This window comes from Kribbella sp. DT2 (assembly GCF_049844575.1).
GTDB lineage: Bacteria > Actinomycetota > Actinomycetes > Propionibacteriales > Kribbellaceae > Kribbella.
This window is the reverse complement of record NZ_JBNCLH010000002.1, coordinates 502,004-521,427: the sequence shown is the minus strand read 5'-3', so window position 1 is coordinate 521,427 and position 19,424 is coordinate 502,004. Positions and strand designations below refer to the sequence as shown.

Sequence of the window (19,424 nt, the reverse complement as noted above, 5' to 3'; positions counted from 1 at the left end):
CGTCAGGCGAAGTTCGGCGGTCGCTTGTCGACGAAGGCGCGGATTCCTTCCGCTGCCTCGCCCTGTTCGAACAGCTGTTGTTCCTGCTGCGCCTCGAACGCCATCCCTTCGCCGTTCGACAGCTCGAACGCCGCGTCCACACTGCGAACCACAGCCAGCTGGGCCGGCAGCGACGACGTCACCAGCTCGGACGCCAGCGTCAGAGCCTCCCTGACGACATCGCCGTCGGCCGAGCGATCGACCAAGCCGATCCGCAGCGCCTCGTCGGCGCCGACCGTCCGGCCCGTCAGCATGATGTCGAGCGCCCGGCCGCGACCGACCAGGCGCGGCAGCCGCTGCGTGCCACCGGCGCCGGGGATCAGACCGAGCTTCACCTCGGGCAGCCCGTACCTGGCCGCCTCGCCGCCGACCCGCAGCGTGCACGCCATCGCCAGTTCGAGGCCGCCGCCCAGGGCCAACCCGTTCACCGCGGCGATCGAGATCCACTGCGCCGCCGTCAGCCGGTCGTTGACCGCCCGCATCCGGCCGCCGTACGCGAGAAAGGTCTCGGCATCGATGGCCGACAGGTGCTTGATGTCCGCGCCGGCCGCGAAGAACCTGTCGAGCGCTGACGCCAGGATCAGCACCTTGACGTCTCCCGCCCGTTCCGCGGCGTCCAGCGCGGCATGGAGCCCGTCGAGAATCGGTACCCCCAATGCATTGGCCGGTGGATGGTCAAGAGTCACGACCACAACCCCCGGCGACTCCAGGCGCCAACTGACCACCTGATCGCTCATCAGGCCATCGTCAATCCGCCGCTGACCGACAGCGTCTGCCCGGTGACGAACCCGGCACCGTCGGAGGCGAAGAACGCGACGGCGGGGCCGATGTCGGCCGGCGTACCGAGACGTTTCATCGGCACCGCCCGGGTCATCCCGGCGATCACCTTCTCTGCGTCGCCACCGGACCCGGCCGCGAACTTCCGCAGCGCCGGGGTGTCGGTCGGCCCCGGGCAGACCGTGTTGGCGGTGATGCCCTTCGTCGCGACCTCGCGGGCGAGCGTCTTGGTGAAAGCGATGATTCCTCCTTTGGCACCGGAGTACACCGCCTCCAGCGACGAGCCGACCCGTCCGGCGTCCGAACCGATGTTGACGATCCGGCCGAAGCCTCGCTCTTGCATTCCCGGCAGAACCGTCTTCACGACCCGCAGCGCGCCCTTGAAGTTGAGGTCGAGCACCTTGTCCCAGAAATTCTCGCTGGTGGCGACGAAGGGCATGAAGTCGTCCCACCCCGCGTTGTTCACCACCACCTCGATCGGCCCGAGCTCGCGCTCGACCGCGGCGACCGCTGCCTCGACCGAAGCAGTGTCGGTAACGTCGATCGGTACAGCGATCGCTTCACCGCCCGCGGCCGTAATCTCCTTCGCGGCCTCTTCGGCTGTCGCCTGGTTGAGGTCCGCGACCGCGACCCGGAATCCCCGCTCCGCCAGGGAGACCGCGATCCCCTTGCCGATCCCCTGGGCAGCTCCGGTGACGAGGGCTACACGGTTGCTCATCTAGTTCATCTCCTGTCCGGCGGCCAGAGCACAGGTCCGGCCACGATCGAATGACTGGTCAACTTGCGGCCCAGCACCGCCTGGGCCTGTCTCGCCGCCACGATCACCTGGTCGAGATCGAGCCCGGTCCTGACGCCCATCTCGTGGAACATACTGACGAGATCCTCGGTGGCGATGTTCCCGGTCGAACCGGCAGGCACCGGGCAGCCACCGAGCTCGCCGAAGCTGGACTCGAAGCTGGTGCAGCCGGCCTCGAGCGCGGCGTACGCGTTGGCCAGGCCCTGCCCGCGGGTGTTGTGGAAGTGCGCGGTGACCTCGACTCCGGGCAGACGCTCCAGCGCCGTCCTGAAGAACCGTGCGGCGTACGCCGGGTTGGCCATTCCGGTCGTGTCGCCGAACCCGATCTCGGTGGCCCCAACGGCGGCGAAGTCCTCGGCCAGACCGAGCACCCGATCCATCGAAACCTTGCCCTCGTACGGGCAACCGAACGAGGTGGCGATCACCGCGCAGAACGTCAACTCCTCGGCCACGATCCGGCCGCCCATCTCCTTGACGTCGGCCATCGTCTCCTCGACGCTCCGGTTGATGTTGCGCTGGTTGTGCGTCTGGGAGGCGCTGACGAACAGCGCGACCTCCTCGAACAGTTCCCGTACGGCGAGCGCGTTGTCGAGCCCACGGCTGTTCGGGACCAGCACCATTCGCGCGGTGTCCTCCGGTACGTCGATGCCCCGCAGCACTTCGACGCCGTCCGACAGTTGCGGGATCACATCGGGCCGGACGAAGCTCGCGACCTCGATCCGGTCGAACCCGGCCCGCCCGAGCGCGTTGATCAGCCTGATCTTGTCCGGCGTCGCGATAGTCTCCGGCTCGTTCTGGAAGCCGTCGCGCGGACCGACCTCCCGGATCCGGACCCGGCGGACCTCGCCGTCGGTCGTGTTGTCGTTGAGGCTCATCACATCTCCTGGTCCGCGAGTGCCCGTTCGAGCCCTTCTCGATGCCGCGGCGCCGCGACCTGGATCAGCCGCAGCGCCCGTTCGGTCACCGTGCATCCGGTCAGCACCGCCACGCCGTGCTCGGTCACGACCGCGTCGACGTCGACCCGCGCCGTCGTCACCACGCCGCCGTGCAGGGCAGTGACGACCGCCGACCGGCCGGCCGACTCCGAGCGCAGCGCGATGATCGAGCGGGCCCCGGTGAGCGAGGCCGCCCGGCTGAAGTCGACCTGTCCTCCCACCGCCCCGATGTGGACGCCGCGGCGGACCTCGGCACCGACCTGTCCGAGCAAGTCGACCTCGAGGGCTGAGTTGATCGAGACGAGCGATCGCAACTGCGACAGCACCGCCGGCGCATGGGTGTAGCTGGCCGGCCGGAACTCGACCGGCAGTTCGTGCAGGCGTTCGTACAGCGCCGTACTGCCCAGGGCGGCACCGGTGACGACCAGGCCACGGTCGATCTCCTTCCGGGTCCCGGTGATGACGCCTTTCTCGATCAGGGTCATCACGCCGTCGGTGATCATGCCGCTGTGGAAGCCCAGGTCGACCCGGTCGACCAGTCGCTCCAGCACCGCGCTGGGCAACGACCCGACGCCCAGCTGCACGGTGTCGCCGTCTTCCACCAGCCCGGCGACGTTCTCCGCGATCGCGCGCTCAACCTCGTCGGAGCCCCGCACCGGCGCCTCGCGCAGCGGTCGGTCCGACTCGATCGTGGCCGCGAAAGCGCTCAGTGGGAGCCTGCTGCTGCCGTTCGTGCGGGGCATCCGGTGGTTGATCTCGGCGATGACCGTACGAGTGTGCGGCAGCGCGTCGGCGGCGTACTCGACGCCGATCCCGAGTGAGACCAGGCCTTCGCTGTCCGGCGGTGAGACCTGCACCAGTCCGACGTCACCCGGCAGCCGTCCCTGCTCGAACATCCGGGGGATGGCGGAGTAGTGGCAGGGTACGACGTCGAGCAGGCCGTGCCGGCTGAGTCTGCGCAGCTCGCCGAGGCCACCGTAGGAGACAACGGTGAGCGAATCCGGCAGGTTGTCCGAGAGCCGCTCGTTCCAAGTCAGGCCGCAGAAGGCGCGAACCGGGCCGATCTCGTCGACCTGGTCCAGCAGCGCATTGACCAGGGGCTCGGGTTCGGCGCCGCCCTGGCCCCACCAGACACCGTCGCCGGCCCGGACGTGCGCGCCGAGGTCGATCACGAGACCCGCTGAACCAGGGTCGCGGTGCCGAGCCCGCCACCGCAGCACATGGTGACCAGGCCGATCTCGACGTCGCGCCGCTCCATCTCGGCGAGCAGGGTGGCGAACAGCCGTGAGCCGGTGGCACCGACCGGGTGGCCGAGCGCGATCGCTCCCCCGTTGACGTTGACGCGGTCCAGGTCCGGCTTGAGCTCGCGTTCCCAGGCCAGGACGACCGAGCTGAAGGCCTCGTTGATCTCGACCAGGCCGACGTCAGCCATCGTCATCCGGTTCCGCTCCAGGAGTTTGCGGGTGGCCGGGATCGGGCCGGTCAGCATGATGACCGGGTCGACCCCGACCGTGGTCTGATCCAGGATTCGCGCTCGTGGTCGCAGTCCGAGCTCCCCGACCGCGTCACGCGACGCCAGCAGGACGCCGGCCGCACCGTCGCTCATCGGCGAGGAGCTCCCCGCGGTGATCCTGCCGCTGTCAGGCCGGAACGCCGGTTTCAGGCCGGCCAGGGTGGCGGTCGAGGTGTCCGGACGGATGCTCTGGTCACTGGTACGGAGGTCACCGGCGAGGTCGAGCGGGATCATCTCTCGCGCGAAGCGTCCGCTCTCGACGGCGGCGGTCGCCAACCGGTGGGAGCGCTCAGCGAATTCGTCCATCTCCGCGCGGCCGATGTTCCACCGGTCGGCGATCAGCTCGGCGCTCTCGCCTTGCGGCACGAAGTCGTACCGAGCCCGCAGCCCGTCCGGCCAAGGGTCGCCGTACAGCTCGGAGATGGCCGCGGGCGAGTTCATCGGCACGTGGCCCATGTGCTCGACGCCGCCGGCCAGCACCACGTCATGGGTGCCCGAGGCAATCAACGCCGCGGCCAGCTCGACCGCGGTCTGGGCGGAGCCGCACCGGCGGTCGAGCACCATCGCCGGAACCTCCGGAGGGTAGCCGGCCTGGAGCCACGCGTTGCGGGCGATGTTGCGGGACTGCTCGCCGAACGGCGCGGTGCACCCGATCACGAGGTCCTCGACCTGCGCCGGGGCCAGGCCGGTGCTCGCGAGCAGCGCGGAGTACACCGCGCCGAGCATCTTGTTCGGATGGACGTCGCGGTACCAGCCGCGCTCGGGATGAGCCTTGCCCATCGGTGTCCGTAGAGCCTCGACGATCAGCGCCTCGCGGCCCGATCGGGCCATCGGGTTGGAGTACGCCATCAGATCACCGTCCCACCGTCGACCGGCAGCACCTGGCCGGTGATGTACGACGCCGCGTCGGAGGCGAAGAAGACGAAGGTCGCGGCGATCTCGTCGGCCTCGGCCCACCGGCCCAGCGGGATCCGGGCCAGCGTGAGTTCGGCCAGCTTCGGATTGCCGCGGATGTTCTCCGTCATCGTCGTCGCGGCCAGCGGCGCCACCGCGTTCACCGTGATCTGCCGGCGCGCCAGCTCCTTGGCGAGCGACTTGGTCATCCCGACGACGGCCGCCTTGGCCGCGCTGTAGTTGACCTGGCCGATGGTCCCGGCCAGCCCCGCGGCCGAGGTCACGTTGATGATCCGGCCGGTCCCGTCGTCGGGCAGGAACGGCAGCGCGGCCTGGCTGACCGTGAAGGTGCCGCCCACATGGATTCCGAGCACCAGGTCGAAGTCCGCCTGGGTCATCTTCGCGAACATCGCCGGAGCGATCACCCCGGCGTTGTTGACCACCACGTGCAGCGTCCCACCGGTCAGCGCCGCCGCCTGCCGCACCGCCTTCGCGGCTTGTCCGGCATCACGCACATCCAGTACGACGGACTCCGCGCGACCTCCGGCGGTCACGATCGCCTCGGCCGCGGCGGCCGCGGCGTCCTTGTCCACATCGCTCACAACCACGGCGGCTCCGGCGCCGGCCAGCGCCTTCGCGACGGCGGCACCGATCCCGTTGCCTGCTCCGGTCACGAGCGCCGAGCGTCCGGCCAGACCGAACATCAGTAGCTCCTCGGCAGTCCGAGCACGTGTGAACCCAGGTAGTTCAAGACCATCTCCTGGCTCAGCGGGGCGATCTTCAGCAAGCGCGCTTCCCGGAAGTAGCGGGCGACGTGGTACTCCTCGGAGTACCCCATGCCGCCATGGGTCTGCAGCGCCCGGTCCGCCGCTTCGAAACCGGCCTCCGCGCAGAGGTACTTCGCCGTGTTCGCCTCGCGAGCGCAGGGTTTGCCGTGGTCGTAGAGCCAGGTGGCCTTCCGCAGCACCAGCTCCGCCGCGTCCAGCCGGGCCAACGAGTCGGCCAGGGGGAACTGCAGACCCTGGTTCATCCCGATCGGGCGGCCGAAGACCTCACGTTCGTTGCCGTACCGAACCGCGCGTTCGAGACAGACCCGGCCGAGTCCCAGCGCCTCGGCGGCCACCAGCATGCGCTCCGGGTTGAGGCCGTCCAGGATGTAGCGGAATCCCTGTCCCTCCTCACCGATCCGGTGCTCGGCCGGGATGCGCAGGTCGTCGATGAACAACTCGTTCGACGAGACCGCGTTGCGTCCCATCTTCCTGATCGGCCGGATGTCGACGTGGTCGCGGTCGAGATCGGTCAGGAACAGCGTCAGGCCGTCGGTCTTGCGCGTCACGTCCTCGAACTTCGTGGTCCGGGTGAGCAGCAGGATCTTCTCCGACTCCATCGCCTTCGAGATCCAGACCTTGCGGCCGTTCACCACGTAGTCCGACCCGTCACGCCGGGCGAAGGTAGTAATCTTCGTGGTGTCCAGGCCGGCGCCTGGCTCGGTGACCCCGAAACAGACATGCAGGTCGCCGTTGACGATCCGTGGCAGGTTCTCGCGCTTCAGTTCTTCCGAGCCGTGCACGACAACCGGGTGCATGCCGAAGATCGACAAATGGATCGAGCTTGCCGCGTTCATCCCGCCGCCCGATGCGGACACCGCCTCGAGCAGCAGCGCAGCCTCGGTGATGCCGAACCCGTGACCGCCGTACTCCTCCGGAATGGTCATCCCGAGCCAGCCGCCGTCCGCGAGAGCCCGGTAGAACTCGTCCGGGAACTCGTGGGCCGCGTCCTTTTCCATCCAGTACTGGTCGTCGAAGGCCGCCGCCAGCTCACCGACCGCCTTGCGGATGGTGACCTGGTCCTCGGACAGTTCGAAGTCCACCCGAGTGCCCCCTTCGCTACGTCGCATTGGCCTATTGGCATGACTCTAACAAATGGCCTGACCAAATCCCAGATCGTGCGCCCTCACACCAGCGCGAGGCCGGCCGCGATCCGCTCGTTCCACACCACGGGGTCGCCGTACAGGTGCTCGTCGAGCTTCGCCCGCTTGGAGAACAGCTGCAGATCGTGCTCCCAGGTGTAGCCGATCGCGCCGTGGACGGTGAGCGCGCTGTCAGCGGCCCGCGCGGCCTCGGCCGTGACCTGGGCCTTGACCGCCGCGGCGTGCAGGAAGGACTCGGGGTCGTCGCCGTCGACCGACGCGGCGGCGAAGTACACGACCGAACGAGCCGCCTCGATCCCGACCAGCATCGTCGCCGCGGCGTGCTTCACCGCCTGGAACGAACCGATCGGTACGCCGAACTGCCGACGCTGCAGGCTGTACTCCACCGAGAGGTCCAGCATCCGCTCGCTCGCACCGAGTGCGTCGGCGGCAGTGAGCACCGCCGCCCGCGCCGTACAGGCGATCAGGTAGCTGTCGGCATCGAGTTCGAGTGGCTCAGCGGCGACCTGGTCCAGGCGCACGTCTGCCACCGATCGGGACCGATCGAGCAACCGGCGCGGCGTGATCGTCACTCCGTCCGCCTGCCGGTCCACCAGCCTGAGCTGCCGACCCACTTCGTTGCTGACCACAACGATGAACGAGTGCGCGCGATCGCCGGCCAGTACGAGGTCCACCGTCCCACTCACCCTACCTTTGGCGTCCATCGGTAACGCCGGCGTCGCATCGGGCAGCTGGTCGGCGGACGCCAACAGGACAACAGGCTCGCCCGCGAGGGCACGCTCGGCCAGCGGTGCATGCCCTTGCAGGGCGGGGATCGCGAGCACGTTGGCGAGCCAGGACGCCGACGGGACCGCCGTACGGGCCAGCTCTTCGGAGGTCAGCGCCAGCTCGAGCAGCCCGCCGCCCTGGCCGCCCAGCGCCTCACCGATCCCGACGCCGGTCCAGCCGTCGCGCGCGATGCGCTGCTCGAACGTCGTGGCATCGGCGTCGTCGAGCCACTGCCGTACGGTCGCGGCCGGCGCGACATCGGCCAGCCACTCGCGCAGCGTTCTCCGGTACGCGTCCTGCTCGTCGGAGAGCTTCCACTCCACGAAGGCATCCTCTCCCGCCGAGGCCTGTCACCCGAACACGACAGGTTGGCGAATGATAGTTTAGGTAAGACCAAAGAGGCGGGAAAACGAGACACCATGGCTGATCCAGCGACCTCCGGCACCACGCGGCACGCCGTCCAGCTCAACCCGATGCACGTACCGAAGGCCTCGGACGTGCTGGCCAACGAGCTGCGCGAGCGGATCCTGCACGGCGACTTCCCCGAGGGCACCGCGCTGCCGCCGGAGCGCGAGCTGGTCACCCAGACCGCGATGAGCCGCACCACTGTGCGCGAGGCGCTGCGCATCCTCGAGGTGCAGGGACTGATCCGGATCAAGACCGGCCGGGCCGGCGGCGCGTTCGTGCAGAGCCCCGGCGAGGAGTCGATCGCGAGCTCGGTCGACCTGCTGATCCGCGGCCGGCAGATCCGGCTCGCCGCTTTGCTGGAGACCCGCGAGGCGGTCGAACCGGCCTGTGCCCAGCTGGCGGCGCAGTACCGGACGGACGCCGACCTGACCCGGATGGACGAGGCGAACGCGGCCATCTCCGCCGAGACCGGCTCGCTGGCGGACTTCCTGCAGGCCAACGTGGACTGGCACATCGCGGTCGCGATCGCCAGCCACAACGAGCTGCTGACCGGCTTCATGCTCGCGCTGTCGCGCAGCATCTACGCCTCCACGGACAACAAGGGCTTCGTCGACGCCGAGGTCCGCCGGACGACGGTGCTGGCGCACCGCAACATCACCAAGGCGATCCGCGCGCAGGACGCCAACGCCGCCGTACGACGGATGAAGCGCCACGTGCACGCCTACGCCGAAGCGGTGCTGGAGGTCGAGGACCGGACCTCGATCGACGTTCCGGACAGCTGAGACCCTCACCGCAGCTCCCGCACCAGCGCGCGGATCTCGTCGATCGCCCCCGGGTTCTCCGCACCGGACAGGTCACCCGGGTCCGTGCCGAGCACCGCCGCCCGGACCGCCCGGCGCAGGATCTTCGCCGACCGGGTCCTGGGCAGCTGCTCGACCCGTACGACGTGCTTCGGCGCGAACGGCTTGCCGATCTCCGCGGCGACCAGCGCCCGGAGCCGCTGCCCGACCGTCTCGTCGTCGTCGCGCCCCGGCCGGCCCACCCAGAACGCCCACAACGCCTCGCCTTTGGCGGGATCCGGTACGCCGATCACGGCCGACTCGGCAACCGCCGGATCCACCGCCAGGACGGACTCGATCTCGGCCGGCGCGACCCGCTTGCCGGCCACGTTCATCACGTCGTCGGAACGGCCGAGGACGAACCAGCTCCCCTGCTCGTCCACCAGGGCGTAGTCGCCGTGCCGCCACAGCCCCGGGAACGTCGACCAGTACGCCTCGCGGTAGCGGGCGTCGTCGTTCCAGACCCCGCGGGTCATCGACGGCCAGGGTTGCCGGCAGACCAGCTCGCCGACCGCCCCGCGCAGCGGCTGGGCGTTGTCGTCGACGACGTCCACATCCATCCCGAGCGCGGGGCCACCGAGCGAGCAGCTGTGGATGTCCTCGACCGGGTAGGCGGAGAGGAAGGACCCGCCCACCTCGGTCCCGCCCGAGAAGTTGATGATCGGCACCCGGGCGTCGAACACCTCGACGGCCAGCCACTCGTAGGACTCCGGGTCCCACGGCTCGCCGGTCGATCCCAGGATCCGGATCGACGACAGGTCCACGGCGGGCCGGCCGTCGCCGGTGGCTCGCAGGGCGCGGATCAGGGTCGGCGAGACTCCGAGCATGGACACGGAGTGCCGCTCGACGAGCCGCCAGAGCCGGCCCACGTCGGGAAAGTCCGGCGAGCCCTCGTAGAGCAGCAAGGTGCCGCCGCAGGCGTGCGTACCGATGATCGACAGCGGACCCATGATCCAGCCCATGTCGGTGACCCAGCAGAACGTCCGTCCCGGGCGGATGTCGAACCCGTACGCGACCTCGCTCGCCACCTTCGTCAGGAAGCCCGCGTGCGTGTGCACGGCGCCCTTGGGACGACCCGTCGTACCGGAGGTGTAAGCGAGCAGCAGCACGTCGGACGCCGAGGTCGGCTCGGCCTCGGGATCGGGCCCGGCGGTCAGCAGCTCCGACCACGCGACCTCGCGCTCACTGACCACCGCCGTACCGAGGTTGTCCACGACCACGACGAACTCGACCGACGGCGTCGAGCCGATCGCCTCGGCGAGCTGTGGCTGCAGGGTCGCGACCCGGCCACGGCGGATCGTGCCGTCCGCGGTGATCACCGCCTTGGCACCGGCGTCCCGCAGCCGGGAGGCGAGCGCGGTCGGCGCGAACCCCGAGAACAGCGGCACCACCATCGCGCCGATGCTCGCCACGGCGTAGGTCGCGACGATCGCCTCCGGAGTCATCGGCAGGTAGATCGCCACCGCGTCACCCTTGACGATCCCGCGGGCCCGCAGGCCGGCCCGGACCCTGGCCACCTGGTCGTCGAGCTCGGCGAAGGTGAGAACCCGGACCTCGCCGCCCTCGGACTCGTGCACGATCGCAGCGGCGTCCGGGGTCTGTTCGGCCCAGCGGGTCGAACAGACATCGACGACGTTGAGACCGCCGTCGACGAACCACTCGGTGTCGGCCATCCCCCGGCTGCTGTCGACCACCTCGGTGTAGGGCTTACGGAACGCGACCCCAAGGTCGTGCACCACCGCGTCCCAGAAGGCGCCGACATCCTCGATCGAGCGGGCCCGGAGCTCGTCCGCGGTGCTGACGCCGAGCGTCCGCATCAGCCTGGCCACGTTGGAGTTCTCGAGGTGGTCAGGGGTCGGGTGCCAGGTGTAGCTCACGACGTCACCTCCGAGGACCGGGGCAGACCGAGGATCCGCTCGGCGACGATGTTGCGCTGGATGAAGGTCGAGCCGCCGGCGATCGCCGTACCGCGAGCCTGGTTGGCCAGGCGAACCCAGCGCTGGGCCGGGCCGGTCTCGTCGTCGAGCCCGAACTGGCCGCCCAGCGGTTCCAGCGAGAGCCGGAAGTCCGCGAGGTCCTCCACCAGCGGGCAGAAGTAGAGCTTGCCGATCGACGTCACCGGTCCCGGCGGATTGCCGGACGCAGCGCTGGTGATCACCCGCTGACTGATGGCTCGGTGCACGAGCGCCCGGGCCCAGAGGTCGGCGACTCGCTGCCGGATCCTGGGGTCGGCTCCGAGCGGCTGCCCGCCGGAGTCCTTGCGCTGCCGGACGTCGTCGATGATGTCGTCGATCGCCTGGCCGGTGTTGACCCGCCCGGTAGCGATCGCGACCCGTTCGAAGGCCAGCGTTCCCATCGCGACCGACCAGCCGCCGTCCACCTCGCCGACCACCGCACTGTCCGGAAGGAACACGTCGTCGAGGAAGACCTCGTTGAACTCCGCCTCGCCGAGCAGGTGACGGAGCGGACGAACGGTCACACCGTCGCTGTCCATCGGGAGCAGAAATAAGGTGATGCCGCGATGCCGTGGTCCACCGGTGCGCGCCAGCAGGATCGCGTGCGCGGCGAGCTGCGCACGGCTCGTCCAGATCTTCTGCCCCTGGATCCGCCAGCCGCCGTCGGCCCGAACGGCCTTGGTCCGCAACGACGCCAGGTCCGACCCCGAGTCCGGCTCGGAGAACAATTGGCACCAGATCTCTTCACCAGCGAGGATCGGGCGCAGATAGTGCTGCTTCTGTTCCTCGGTGCCGAAGTGGGCGATGGTCGGGCCGCAGAAGTCCTCGCCGATGATGTTCAGCCGCTCCGGCGCCCCGGCCCGATCGCACTCCGCCGCGAAGATCGCGCGCAGCCCCTCGTCGAGTCCCTGGCCGCCGTACTGGGTCGGCCAGGTCAGTCCGGCGTAGCCGGCCTCGAAGACCATCCGCTGCCATTGCCGCCAGAACGGTGCCTTGTCGACCAGGTCGACCGGCTCCGGCCAAGGTAGCTCCGGGAGTCTCGCCTCGAGCCAGCGTCGTACCTCGGCACGGAACCGGGCCTGCTCCGGGGTGTCCTCAAGATCCATCGTCACCACCTTGTCGCTCTCCTGTCGAACTGTACTATAGGTCAGACCAAATGACCCTTGGCGCTGAAAGGAGTCCGGTGAGCGACCTGGTCGGAACCGTCGTGGACGTCGTCCCCTTCGCCGTCGAACGCGGGAAGATCGCCGAGTTCGCCCGGGCCACCCGCGCGTCGGACCCGCGCCACCACGGGCCCGACGCTCTCGCCACCGCGACCCATGTCGTCACCGCCGGCCATCACCGCGACCAGACAGCCTTCGTCGAGAAGCTGGGGCTCGAACTCGGCCGGGTCGTGGTCGGCTCGGTGAGCTGGGAGTACGTTCGGCCGCTCCGCGCGGGTGACTCGGTCACCGGGACGCGGACGGTGATCGCGGACGAGCGTCGTACCGGTCGGCAGGGAACGATGCGGGTGGTCACGCTGGAGACGGTGTACGTCGACGCCACCGGCGCCGTCGCCGTACGGCAGCGCGAGGTACTGATCGAGCGAGGGCAAGGATGACGGGCTACCGCGAGGTCAGCGTCGGGCTGCGACCGGCGTCCCGCTCGCTCGGTGAGCTGACGCAGGCCGACATCGCGAGGTTCGCCGGAGCCGGCGGCGACTTCAACCCGCTGCACCTGGATCCGGCAGTCGCCGCGGCCGCCGGGTTCGACCGGCCGATCGCGATGGGCCAACTCACCGCGGGCCTGCTGGCGGCCTGGCTGACCGACTGGTGCGGAGTCGAGAACCTGCGCAGCTACCAGGTGCGATTCACCGCGCCGCTGATGGTCGGCGAAGCTGTCGAACTGTCCGGCACCGTCGTCGCGATCGAGCCGCTCGACGACGACTGCGCTCTCGCGACGATGGACCTCGTCGCCACGGCGGACGGGCGGACAGTGGTCACCGGTCAAGCCGGCTTCGTCGCCGCCTCGTAGGTCAGGTCAGCTTCTGCGCGATGTCGGCCCGCAGGACATGCTTCTGAACCTTGCCGGTGGCCGTCGTCGGCAACGCCGCGACGATCTCCAGTCGCTCCGGGAGCTTCTGCACGGCAACCTCCAGCCCCTTGAGGTAGCCGGTGACACCTTCCAGCGTGAGCGAATCCCCCTGAGCTGCTGCCGGTACGACGTACGCGCAGACCCGCTCCCCCAGACGCTCGTCGGGCATCCCCACGATCGCGACGTTCGCGATGTCCGGATGACGGAGCAGGTGGTCCTCGAGCTCACGGGCACTGATGTTCATCCCGCCACGGATCACGATGTCCTTGAGCCGGCCGGTCACCCGGACGTAGCCGCCGGCGTCCATCCGGCCGAGGTCGCCGGACACCGAGAAGCCGTCCCGCGTGAACAGGGCGGCCGTCTGCTCCTCGTCGTACCAGTACTCGATCATGTGGCTGGGCCCCTGGTAGGCGATGTCCCCCTCCACCCCCCGCGGCACCTCGATGCCGTCGGCACCGACCACCTGCACCCGGGCGCCTTCCAGCGCCGACCCGTCCGACGTGACCGCGCGCTCCGGCGGATCGTCGACCGTGCACATCGTGGTGAGGAAGTTCTCCGACCGCCCGTACAGGCTCAGCGTCCGGCAGCCGGCGAAGAGTTGACGCGAGCTCTCCACGATCGATCCCGGGATGGGCGAACCCGCGCAGACCCACAGCCGCAGGCTGCTCGCGTCGTGCTTGTCCGGGTCGTAGGCGCTCATCAGCATCTGCAGGAACGGCGTCGCGGTCACCGCCGCCGTACAGCCGTACTCCTCGATCCGGCGCAGACCGTCGGCGGGATCGAAGGTCTCCATCAGGTAGGACTTCGCCCCGGTGATCATCGGCAGCAGGACGCTGGTCACCAGCCCCGTGCTGTGGGTGACCGGCGACGGGCCGAACTGCACGTCGTTCTCGTTGTAGTGCAGGCTCTTCGCGATCGCGGCGGCACTGGCCCTGACCGTGTTGAAGGTGTGGAAGCAGCCTTTCGGACGTGACGTCGTGCCGGAGGTGTAGACGACGAGAAAACCGTCGTCGGGTGAACTGTCCGGGCCTGCCTCGGCCTCCAGCTCGGCCGGATCCCCCGCCACCACCAGTTCCTGCAAAGACCCGGCCTGACCCTCCGCCGCTCTGGCGACGAACACCGAACGCAGTTCGGGACAACTGCCGCGCAGTCCGGTGAACATCGCCAGGTGATCGAAGCCGCGGAACTCTCCGCAGGTGATCGCTGCGGCCGCCCCAGAGTGCTGCAGCACGTAGGCGACTTCGTCACCGCGGTAGATCGTCATGATCGGTACGACGATCACGCCGATCCTCGACGCGGCCGCGGCGACGACCGGGAACTCGGTCCAGTTCGGCAGCTGGACCGCGAGCCGGTCCCCCGCCCGCAGTCCCGCCCGGCGAAGTCCGACGGCCAGCCGCAGCGCCGTGTCGTGGAACTGCGCGTACGTCAGCGACGTCGTGCTGTCGAACACGAAGATCTGGTCAGGCCGCGCCGCCGCCTGCTCCCGCGCGACCGCGCTGAAACTGGTCGGTTGCCAGAACCCGGATGCGTAGTAGGCGGCGATCTGCTCGTCGCTGTAGCGGTCGTGAACGGTCTTCGTCGCTGTGCCCATCGCGTTGTCTCCTCTGGCGCAAGGTCGCTTGTCGCACATTAGAATGGTATGACCGTTTAAACAAGAGACCGAATGCCTCGAGCAGTAGGGAGACTCGATCAGGTGAGTGGACGTCCAACCGCGGCCGGGCCGATCGTCACCGGCGGCCCCGAACGCCTGTTCCGGATCGGGTCCATCACGGCCGGCCGGACCTCCGTCACCGGCTCCATGGCCACCGGGCCCTGGTCCGCCGGCCCGGATGGAACGCCCGCCGCCGGGGCGCTCGGGGTCCTGGTCGACAACGTGCTCGGTTACGCGATCCAGAACCAGCGGCCGGCCGGGCACTGGTCGGTCAGTACGGAGATCTCGATCGACTTCCTGACCCAGCTGCCCATCGACGGATCCCCCCTGTTCGCCGAGGGCCGGGTGCACCAGTCCGACCGGCTCGGCGGAATGGCATCGGGCCAGGTCATCGACCGGTCCGGGCAGATCGTCGCCCAGTGCCGCCAACGCGGACGCTTCCTCCCTGGGACGCCCGGCCCTGTCCCGGCGGCTGCCGAGAACGCGCCGCGGACCGGCGATCTCGCGACAGTGATCGGCCTTTCGGCCGGTCAGCCCCTCGCAGTGACGGCCGACCTCGGCAACCCGCTGGCGAACCTGCACGGCGGTGTCATGTTGTCGGTCTCGGAGCTCACCGGCATCTCGGCGCTCAGGTCCGCGAACGCGACGCTGGTCACCGCGTCGATCCACATCACCTACGTCCGACCGGTCCCGGTGGGCACGCGTCTGATGTTCACCCCGACCGTGCAGCACAGCGGCCGCACGCTCGGCGTCGTACAGGTCATCAGCACCAACGAGGCCGGCAACGCCTGCACGATCGCAACGGTCGTTGCCCACCAACCGAGCTGAACCACCGGCGGGCGCACGATCAGTCGGCGAACAGGCAGGCGCGGGCCGAGGTCGCCAGCGCCTGCCGCAGACGGTCCTCCGGCAGGCCGACGTTGTGGAACAGCGCGGACTGAATCGCGCTGATGGCGGCGTGCACCAGGGTCCGCGCGTAAGCGTCGTCCAGCCCGGGACGCAACTCACGAACCAGATGCACCCACTCCTCCAGGTACAGCCGCTGTATGCGCAGCCGGCTGCGGTCGTCGGCCGGGAGGTTGTGGATCTCATGGTGATAGACCGGCGCGATCGCGCGATCGCCGACGACGAACTCGACCTGGCCGTCGATCAGCAGGTCGAGCGCCTGCCTCAGGTCGTTCTCGCCGAGGATCTTCCGCTTGCGATCGGGATCCCGCGTACGCGCTCACGCTGCATCCCAAGGTGTTCGACGTCGCGGTGATCGGACTGCCCGACGACGAGATGGGCGAGCAGGTCAAGGCCGTCGTACAGCCGGCTCCGGGCATCGAGCCCGGGCCGGCGCTGGCGCAGGAACTGATCGAGCACGTCCGCGGCAGGATCGCCCATTTCAAGGCGCCGCGATCGGTCGACTTCGTGACTTCACTGCCCAGGACACCGACCGGCAAGCTGCTGAAACGCGAGATCCGCCGGTGGTACGTCGCGGTCTCCCCACAGAGCGGGCCTGACCCGTGCGTACCATGGGCGTCCTGCTGGTGACGCTCGGCCTGATGGTGACCGGCAACCTGACAGCAAAGGCTTCCGAACCTGGTCCCCCTTGACGATTCCGGCCGCTCAACTGGCCGCGGCCACCCATTGCAGCTCGGTGTCGGCGACGAAGCAGACGGTCCTGCTGATTCATGGAACGGGCGCCACCCCTGATGAGGCCTGGGCCTGGAACTATGCACGCGCGCTTCCCCTGGCGGGCTACGGTGTCTGCACGGTGACGTTGCGCGACTGGGCGCTCGGCGACTTCACCCGAGCAGCGCAGTACGCCGTCCACGCCGCACGTCACGCCTACCGGGTCTCCGGCCGCAAGGTTCGCGATTCTCGGCCACAGCCAGGCGGACTGATGGCTGTGTGGATCGCGAAGTTCTGGCCCGACGTCGCCGCCCACACCACCGACATCGTCGGTCTGGCGGGCCCGATGCACGGAACCGGTCTCGGCAACACGCTGTGCGTACCAGGCTCCTGCGCGCCCATCGCCTGCTCGCCCTCGATGCCTGGACTCGACCCACGCGGTGGCAGATGGCGCTCGGTTCTCGTCTCACCAACGCCGCGTCGGCCGCTCCCTTGCCGACGGCAACATCCTTCACCTCGATCGGCTCGCGCAACGACGAGGTCGTCTTCCCCCAGCCCTACGCGAGTACCCTCGCGGCTGCACGCACCGTCATGGTCCAGAGCATCTGCCCCCTCCGCGTCGTCGACCACGGGTTGCTTCTGGCCGACGCGGTCGCCTACCGACTGGTGCTCGACGCACTGAGTCACGAGGGGCCCGCCGACCCAGCTCGCCTGAATTCCCTGACCTGTCTCGGACTGACCTTTCCTGGCATCGACATCGGCGCCGCCACGGGCTTCGCACGGCCACTGGTCGCACTCGCACGGGGGCTGCTCGACAGGTCCACCTGGGCAACCTCCGAACCATCCCTCCCGCGCTACGCGACGCCGTACGGCCAAGCCGCCCGGTGAGGACACGCCCGAAGTTATGCATCCCTGTCATATTTTGAGCAGCCCTGCTAGGTTCGGGACCGTGGCCTCTCCAGGCGACGATCGGGACCGGGTACTGCCCGGTTCTTTCATTCACTCCGCGCGGCGTGAGCAGCTCGTGCGGAGCGCGATCGCAGTGATCGCCGAACTGGGTGCTGAACGAGCATCGGTGGTCAGGATCGCCCGCCACGCCGGGGTCAGCCGCGGGGTTGTTGCCTACCACTTCCGCGACCTCGCCGACCTGCACGGCGCAGTGGTGCGCGAGGTCTACCGACTCGGCGGAGAGCAACTGCACAAGCCTGTCGCCGAGGCGGCGACTCCACGCGAAGCACTGCTGACCTTCGTCGCCGACAGCGTCGACTTCTACACCGAGTTTCCGGAGCACATCGCCGCGTTGAGCGAGATCTTCGCCGCCGCGCGCCGCGCTCGGGACAGCACCGAACAGCACCAGCACGAGGCCGACAACGTCGTCACGATGCTGCGCGCCGGGCAAGCGGCCGGACAGTTCCGGGCTTTCGACGCATCGGTGATGGCGAGGATCGTCCGCGGCGTCCTCGATTCCGCGATCGCCGCGCTGGGCGACAACACCATCGACGTGGCCTTGCTGCGCGCCGAGCTCGTCACCGCTGTCGACGCCATGACCGCGGCCGACACCAATCCATCGACGTAACACCACGAAGGAGCGCGCGCCATGAACCTGCGCCACGGGACCACAACCCGCCGCGTCGCCACCTGCCTCGCGATCGCCGGTCTGCTGTCGGCCTGCACGAGCAAGGCAGCTGATCCTGACGTTGCGCACGACGCACCGCTGACGGTCGAGACCTCGAGCGGGCAACTCCAGGGAACCTCGGCGGGGAGTGCTCGTCAGTTCCTCGGTGTCCGGTACGGGCAGTCCGTGGCCGGTGAGCGTCGCTGGACGAACCCGGTCGCCGCGCCGAAGGCGGCGGGCACTGTCCAGGCGACCAAGCCGGGACCGAGCTGCGCGCAGGCCGGTACCGCACCCGGCGCCGAGGCGACGGCGTCGAAGAACGAGGACTGCCTGTTCCTCAACGTCACCACGCCCAAGCAACTGCGCGACGGCGAGAAGCTCCCGGTGATGGTGTGGTGGCACGGCGGCGGCTTCACCAGCGGCTCCGGTGCGGCGTACGACGCGCAGCGGCTCGCGGACCGCGGTCACGTCATGGTTGTCACGGTCAACTACCGCCTCGGTGTCTTCGGCTACCTGTCGCTGCCCGGCCTGGCCGGCAGTGGCGACTTCGGGCTGGCCGACCAGATTCTCGCGACCACCTGGGCGAAACAGAACGCGGAAGCCTTCGGTGGCGACCCCGACAATCTCACGGTGTTCGGTGAATCGGCCGGAGGCATGTCGGCGTGTGCTCTGATCACCTCGCCGGCAGCCAAGGACCTCGTCGACAAGGTCGCGATCTCTTCGGGGTCGTGCAAGCTGCGCTGGCCGAACGGCGGACTCGCACCGGGTCTACCGGCCCACGCGCCGGTCACTCCGCTGGCCGCCGCCGAGCAGCTCGGCCAGTCACAGGCCAAGACACTCAACTGCACGGGCGCGTCCGCGGTCAGTTGCCTGCGCGGCAAGCCGGTCGCCGACCTGTTGAAGATCTTCGGCAGCTTCTCCAACGTCCTGGCCTACGGCACTCCGCTGCTCCCGAAGGACCCCGCGGCCGCTCTGGACGACGGCGACGTGCTCGACGGAGTCCGGGTGCTGTCCGGCGGCAACCAGAACGAACAGGCCGCGATCATCGCCGGCGTCCAGGCCGTGAAGCCCTTCTACACCGCCACCAACTATCCCGCCCTGCTGAAGGAAGCCTTCGGCGCGAACGCCGCGAAGGTCTCCGCCGAGTACCCGCTCACCCGCTACCCCAACGCCGCCAGCGCCTTCGCCCGTCTCATCACCGACGCCGCCTGGGCCTGCCCCACTCTGCGCGGCAACGCCGCCCTGGCCAGCCACGACGTCCCCGTCTTCGGCTACGAGTTCGCCGACCCCGACTCCCCCAACGTCAACGCCGTACCCACCAAGGAAGTCAAGCAGGGCGCGGCCCACGCCACCGACGTCCCCTACCTCTTCGACCTGGTCGGCAAGAACCTCCTGCGCACCCCGGCCCAGCAAACCCTCGGAAACCAGATGATCGACTACTGGACCAGCTTCGCCCGCACCGGCACCCCCACCGCGAACGACGCCCCGGCCTGGCCGCAGCTCAGTGGTGAGGACGGTCCCACGCTTCAGCTCGCTCCCGCGATCCAGCCCGTCGACTTCGCCGCGGAGCACCACTGCGGGCTCTGGGCAACAATCGACTTCTGACCTCCGGAG

At 69.2% G+C, this 19,424-nt stretch carries 21 protein-coding genes; 9 read left to right on the top strand and 12 right to left on the bottom strand.

Features of this window, described 5'->3' with window-relative positions:
• Window positions 1-2: 2 nt before the first annotated feature.
• The 8 genes from ACLQ2O_RS11205 to ACLQ2O_RS11170 form a co-directional block, all read right to left on the bottom strand.
• Window positions 3-776 (bottom strand): enoyl-CoA hydratase-related protein, encoded by a 774-nt coding sequence (locus tag ACLQ2O_RS11205; protein ID WP_425830047.1) that lies wholly within the window; start codon window positions 774-776, stop codon window positions 3-5.
• Window positions 776-1,534 (bottom strand): SDR family NAD(P)-dependent oxidoreductase, encoded by a 759-nt coding sequence (locus tag ACLQ2O_RS11200; protein WP_425830045.1) that lies wholly within the window; start codon window positions 1,532-1,534, stop codon window positions 776-778. Before ACLQ2O_RS11200 ends, ACLQ2O_RS11205 begins: the two co-directional genes overlap by 1 nt.
• Before the next feature lie 5 nt (window positions 1,535-1,539).
• On the bottom strand, window positions 1,540-2,487 hold the full coding sequence (locus tag ACLQ2O_RS11195; protein ID WP_425830043.1) for a hydroxymethylglutaryl-CoA lyase: 948 nt from the start codon (window positions 2,485-2,487) through the stop codon (window positions 1,540-1,542).
• The gene (locus ACLQ2O_RS11190; protein ID WP_425830041.1) at window positions 2,487-3,719 is read right to left on the bottom strand and encodes an acetyl-CoA hydrolase/transferase family protein; all 1,233 of its coding nucleotides are present in this window, start codon (window positions 3,717-3,719) and stop codon (window positions 2,487-2,489) included. Before ACLQ2O_RS11190 ends, ACLQ2O_RS11195 begins: the two co-directional genes overlap by 1 nt.
• Window positions 3,716-4,909 carry a thiolase family protein gene (locus tag ACLQ2O_RS11185; RefSeq protein ID WP_425830039.1) on the bottom strand — a complete coding sequence of 398 codons (1,194 nt, stop codon included), beginning with the start codon at window positions 4,907-4,909 and terminating at the stop codon, window positions 3,716-3,718. Before ACLQ2O_RS11185 ends, ACLQ2O_RS11190 begins: the two co-directional genes overlap by 4 nt.
• A complete protein-coding gene (locus ACLQ2O_RS11180) occupies window positions 4,909-5,658 on the bottom strand; it encodes an SDR family NAD(P)-dependent oxidoreductase (protein ID WP_425830037.1) in 750 nt (249 codons plus the stop codon). Before ACLQ2O_RS11180 ends, ACLQ2O_RS11185 begins: the two co-directional genes overlap by 1 nt.
• A complete protein-coding gene (locus ACLQ2O_RS11175) occupies window positions 5,658-6,824 on the bottom strand; it encodes an acyl-CoA dehydrogenase family protein (RefSeq protein WP_425830035.1) in 1,167 nt (388 codons plus the stop codon). Before ACLQ2O_RS11175 ends, ACLQ2O_RS11180 begins: the two co-directional genes overlap by 1 nt.
• Before the next feature lie 83 nt (window positions 6,825-6,907).
• On the bottom strand, window positions 6,908-7,975 hold the full coding sequence (locus tag ACLQ2O_RS11170) for an acyl-CoA dehydrogenase family protein (protein WP_425830033.1): 1,068 nt from the start codon (window positions 7,973-7,975) through the stop codon (window positions 6,908-6,910).
• A 96-nt stretch (window positions 7,976-8,071) separates the two neighbouring features.
• Here ACLQ2O_RS11170 and ACLQ2O_RS11165 point away from each other — a divergent pair, with 96 nt between their 5' ends.
• A complete protein-coding gene (locus ACLQ2O_RS11165) occupies window positions 8,072-8,842 on the top strand; it encodes a FadR/GntR family transcriptional regulator (protein ID WP_425830031.1) in 771 nt (256 codons plus the stop codon).
• Between the two features lie 5 nt (window positions 8,843-8,847).
• Here ACLQ2O_RS11165 and ACLQ2O_RS11160 read toward each other — a convergent pair whose 3' ends face one another.
• A complete protein-coding gene (locus ACLQ2O_RS11160; protein ID WP_425830029.1) occupies window positions 8,848-10,776 on the bottom strand; it encodes an AMP-binding protein in 1,929 nt (642 codons plus the stop codon).
• Window positions 10,773-11,960 (bottom strand): acyl-CoA dehydrogenase family protein, encoded by a 1,188-nt coding sequence (locus ACLQ2O_RS11155; protein WP_425830027.1) that lies wholly within the window; start codon window positions 11,958-11,960, stop codon window positions 10,773-10,775. Before ACLQ2O_RS11155 ends, ACLQ2O_RS11160 begins: the two co-directional genes overlap by 4 nt.
• A gap of 77 nt (window positions 11,961-12,037) precedes the next feature.
• On the opposite strand from ACLQ2O_RS11155, the gene ACLQ2O_RS11150 reads away from it, so the two are divergent.
• Entirely contained in the window at window positions 12,038-12,454 is a 417-nt protein-coding gene (locus tag ACLQ2O_RS11150) for an FAS1-like dehydratase domain-containing protein (RefSeq protein ID WP_425830025.1), read from the top strand.
• On the top strand, window positions 12,451-12,867 hold the full coding sequence (locus ACLQ2O_RS11145; RefSeq protein ID WP_425830023.1) for a MaoC family dehydratase: 417 nt from the start codon (window positions 12,451-12,453) through the stop codon (window positions 12,865-12,867). The genes ACLQ2O_RS11150 and ACLQ2O_RS11145 overlap by 4 nt, the downstream gene beginning before the upstream one ends.
• A 1-nt stretch (window position 12,868) precedes the next feature.
• Here ACLQ2O_RS11145 and ACLQ2O_RS11140 read toward each other — a convergent pair whose 3' ends face one another.
• Entirely contained in the window at window positions 12,869-14,518 is a 1,650-nt protein-coding gene (locus ACLQ2O_RS11140) for an AMP-binding protein (RefSeq protein WP_425830021.1), read from the bottom strand.
• 102 nt (window positions 14,519-14,620) lie between these two features.
• Here ACLQ2O_RS11140 and ACLQ2O_RS11135 point away from each other — a divergent pair, with 102 nt between their 5' ends.
• Window positions 14,621-15,406 carry a PaaI family thioesterase gene (locus ACLQ2O_RS11135; protein ID WP_425830019.1) on the top strand — a complete coding sequence of 262 codons (786 nt, stop codon included), beginning with the start codon at window positions 14,621-14,623 and terminating at the stop codon, window positions 15,404-15,406.
• Window positions 15,407-15,425: 19 nt separating this feature from the next.
• Here the strand turns inward: ACLQ2O_RS11135 and ACLQ2O_RS11130 are convergent, their stop codons facing one another.
• Window positions 15,426-15,599 carry a hypothetical protein gene (locus tag ACLQ2O_RS11130; RefSeq protein ID WP_425830017.1) on the bottom strand — a complete coding sequence of 58 codons (174 nt, stop codon included), beginning with the start codon at window positions 15,597-15,599 and terminating at the stop codon, window positions 15,426-15,428.
• A gap of 60 nt (window positions 15,600-15,659) precedes the next feature.
• Between ACLQ2O_RS11130 and ACLQ2O_RS11125 the strand changes: the two genes are divergently transcribed.
• The 5 genes from ACLQ2O_RS11125 (at window position 15,660) to ACLQ2O_RS11105 (ending at window position 19,415) form a co-directional block, all read left to right on the top strand.
• Window positions 15,660-15,839 carry a hypothetical protein gene (locus ACLQ2O_RS11125; RefSeq protein ID WP_425830015.1) on the top strand — a complete coding sequence of 60 codons (180 nt, stop codon included), beginning with the start codon at window positions 15,660-15,662 and terminating at the stop codon, window positions 15,837-15,839.
• Entirely contained in the window at window positions 15,821-16,114 is a 294-nt protein-coding gene (locus ACLQ2O_RS11120; RefSeq protein ID WP_425830013.1) for an AMP-binding enzyme, read from the top strand. Before ACLQ2O_RS11125 ends, ACLQ2O_RS11120 begins: the two co-directional genes overlap by 19 nt.
• 528 nt (window positions 16,115-16,642) lie before the next feature.
• Complete coding sequence (locus ACLQ2O_RS11115) at window positions 16,643-17,083, top strand: hypothetical protein (RefSeq protein ID WP_425830011.1); 441 nt, start codon at window positions 16,643-16,645, stop codon at window positions 17,081-17,083.
• A 61-nt stretch (window positions 17,084-17,144) separates the two neighbouring features.
• Window positions 17,145-17,771, top strand: coding sequence for a TetR/AcrR family transcriptional regulator (locus tag ACLQ2O_RS11110; RefSeq protein ID WP_425830009.1), 627 nt, complete (start codon window positions 17,145-17,147; stop codon window positions 17,769-17,771).
• Window positions 17,772-17,792: 21 nt separating this feature from the next.
• Entirely contained in the window at window positions 17,793-19,415 is a 1,623-nt protein-coding gene (locus ACLQ2O_RS11105) for a carboxylesterase/lipase family protein (RefSeq protein ID WP_425830007.1), read from the top strand.
• Window positions 19,416-19,424 lie beyond the last annotated feature (9 nt).

What these genes read in the sequence shown, in the direction of transcription:
- ACLQ2O_RS11205 (WP_425830047.1), bottom strand. Translation starts at nt 776, where the DNA reads ATGAGCGATCAGGTGGTCAGTTGGCGCCTGGAGTCGCCGGGGGTTGTG.
- ACLQ2O_RS11200 (WP_425830045.1), bottom strand. Translation starts at nt 1,534, where the DNA reads ATGAGCAACCGTGTAGCCCTCGTCACCGGAGCTGCCCAGGGGATCGGC.
- ACLQ2O_RS11195 (WP_425830043.1), bottom strand. Translation starts at nt 2,487, where the DNA reads ATGAGCCTCAACGACAACACGACCGACGGCGAGGTCCGCCGGGTCCGG.
- ACLQ2O_RS11185 (WP_425830039.1), bottom strand. Translation starts at nt 4,909, where the DNA reads ATGGCGTACTCCAACCCGATGGCCCGATCGGGCCGCGAGGCGCTGATC.
- ACLQ2O_RS11180 (WP_425830037.1), bottom strand. Translation starts at nt 5,658, where the DNA reads ATGTTCGGTCTGGCCGGACGCTCGGCGCTCGTGACCGGAGCAGGCAAC.
- ACLQ2O_RS11165 (WP_425830031.1), top strand. Translation starts at nt 8,072, where the DNA reads ATGGCTGATCCAGCGACCTCCGGCACCACGCGGCACGCCGTCCAGCTC.
- ACLQ2O_RS11155 (WP_425830027.1), bottom strand. Translation starts at nt 11,960, where the DNA reads ATGGATCTTGAGGACACCCCGGAGCAGGCCCGGTTCCGTGCCGAGGTA.
- ACLQ2O_RS11145 (WP_425830023.1), top strand. Translation starts at nt 12,451, where the DNA reads ATGACGGGCTACCGCGAGGTCAGCGTCGGGCTGCGACCGGCGTCCCGC.
- ACLQ2O_RS11140 (WP_425830021.1), bottom strand. Translation starts at nt 14,518, where the DNA reads ATGGGCACAGCGACGAAGACCGTTCACGACCGCTACAGCGACGAGCAG.
- ACLQ2O_RS11115 (WP_425830011.1), top strand. Translation starts at nt 16,643, where the DNA reads ATGGCGCTCGGTTCTCGTCTCACCAACGCCGCGTCGGCCGCTCCCTTG.
- ACLQ2O_RS11105 (WP_425830007.1), top strand. Translation starts at nt 17,793, where the DNA reads ATGAACCTGCGCCACGGGACCACAACCCGCCGCGTCGCCACCTGCCTC.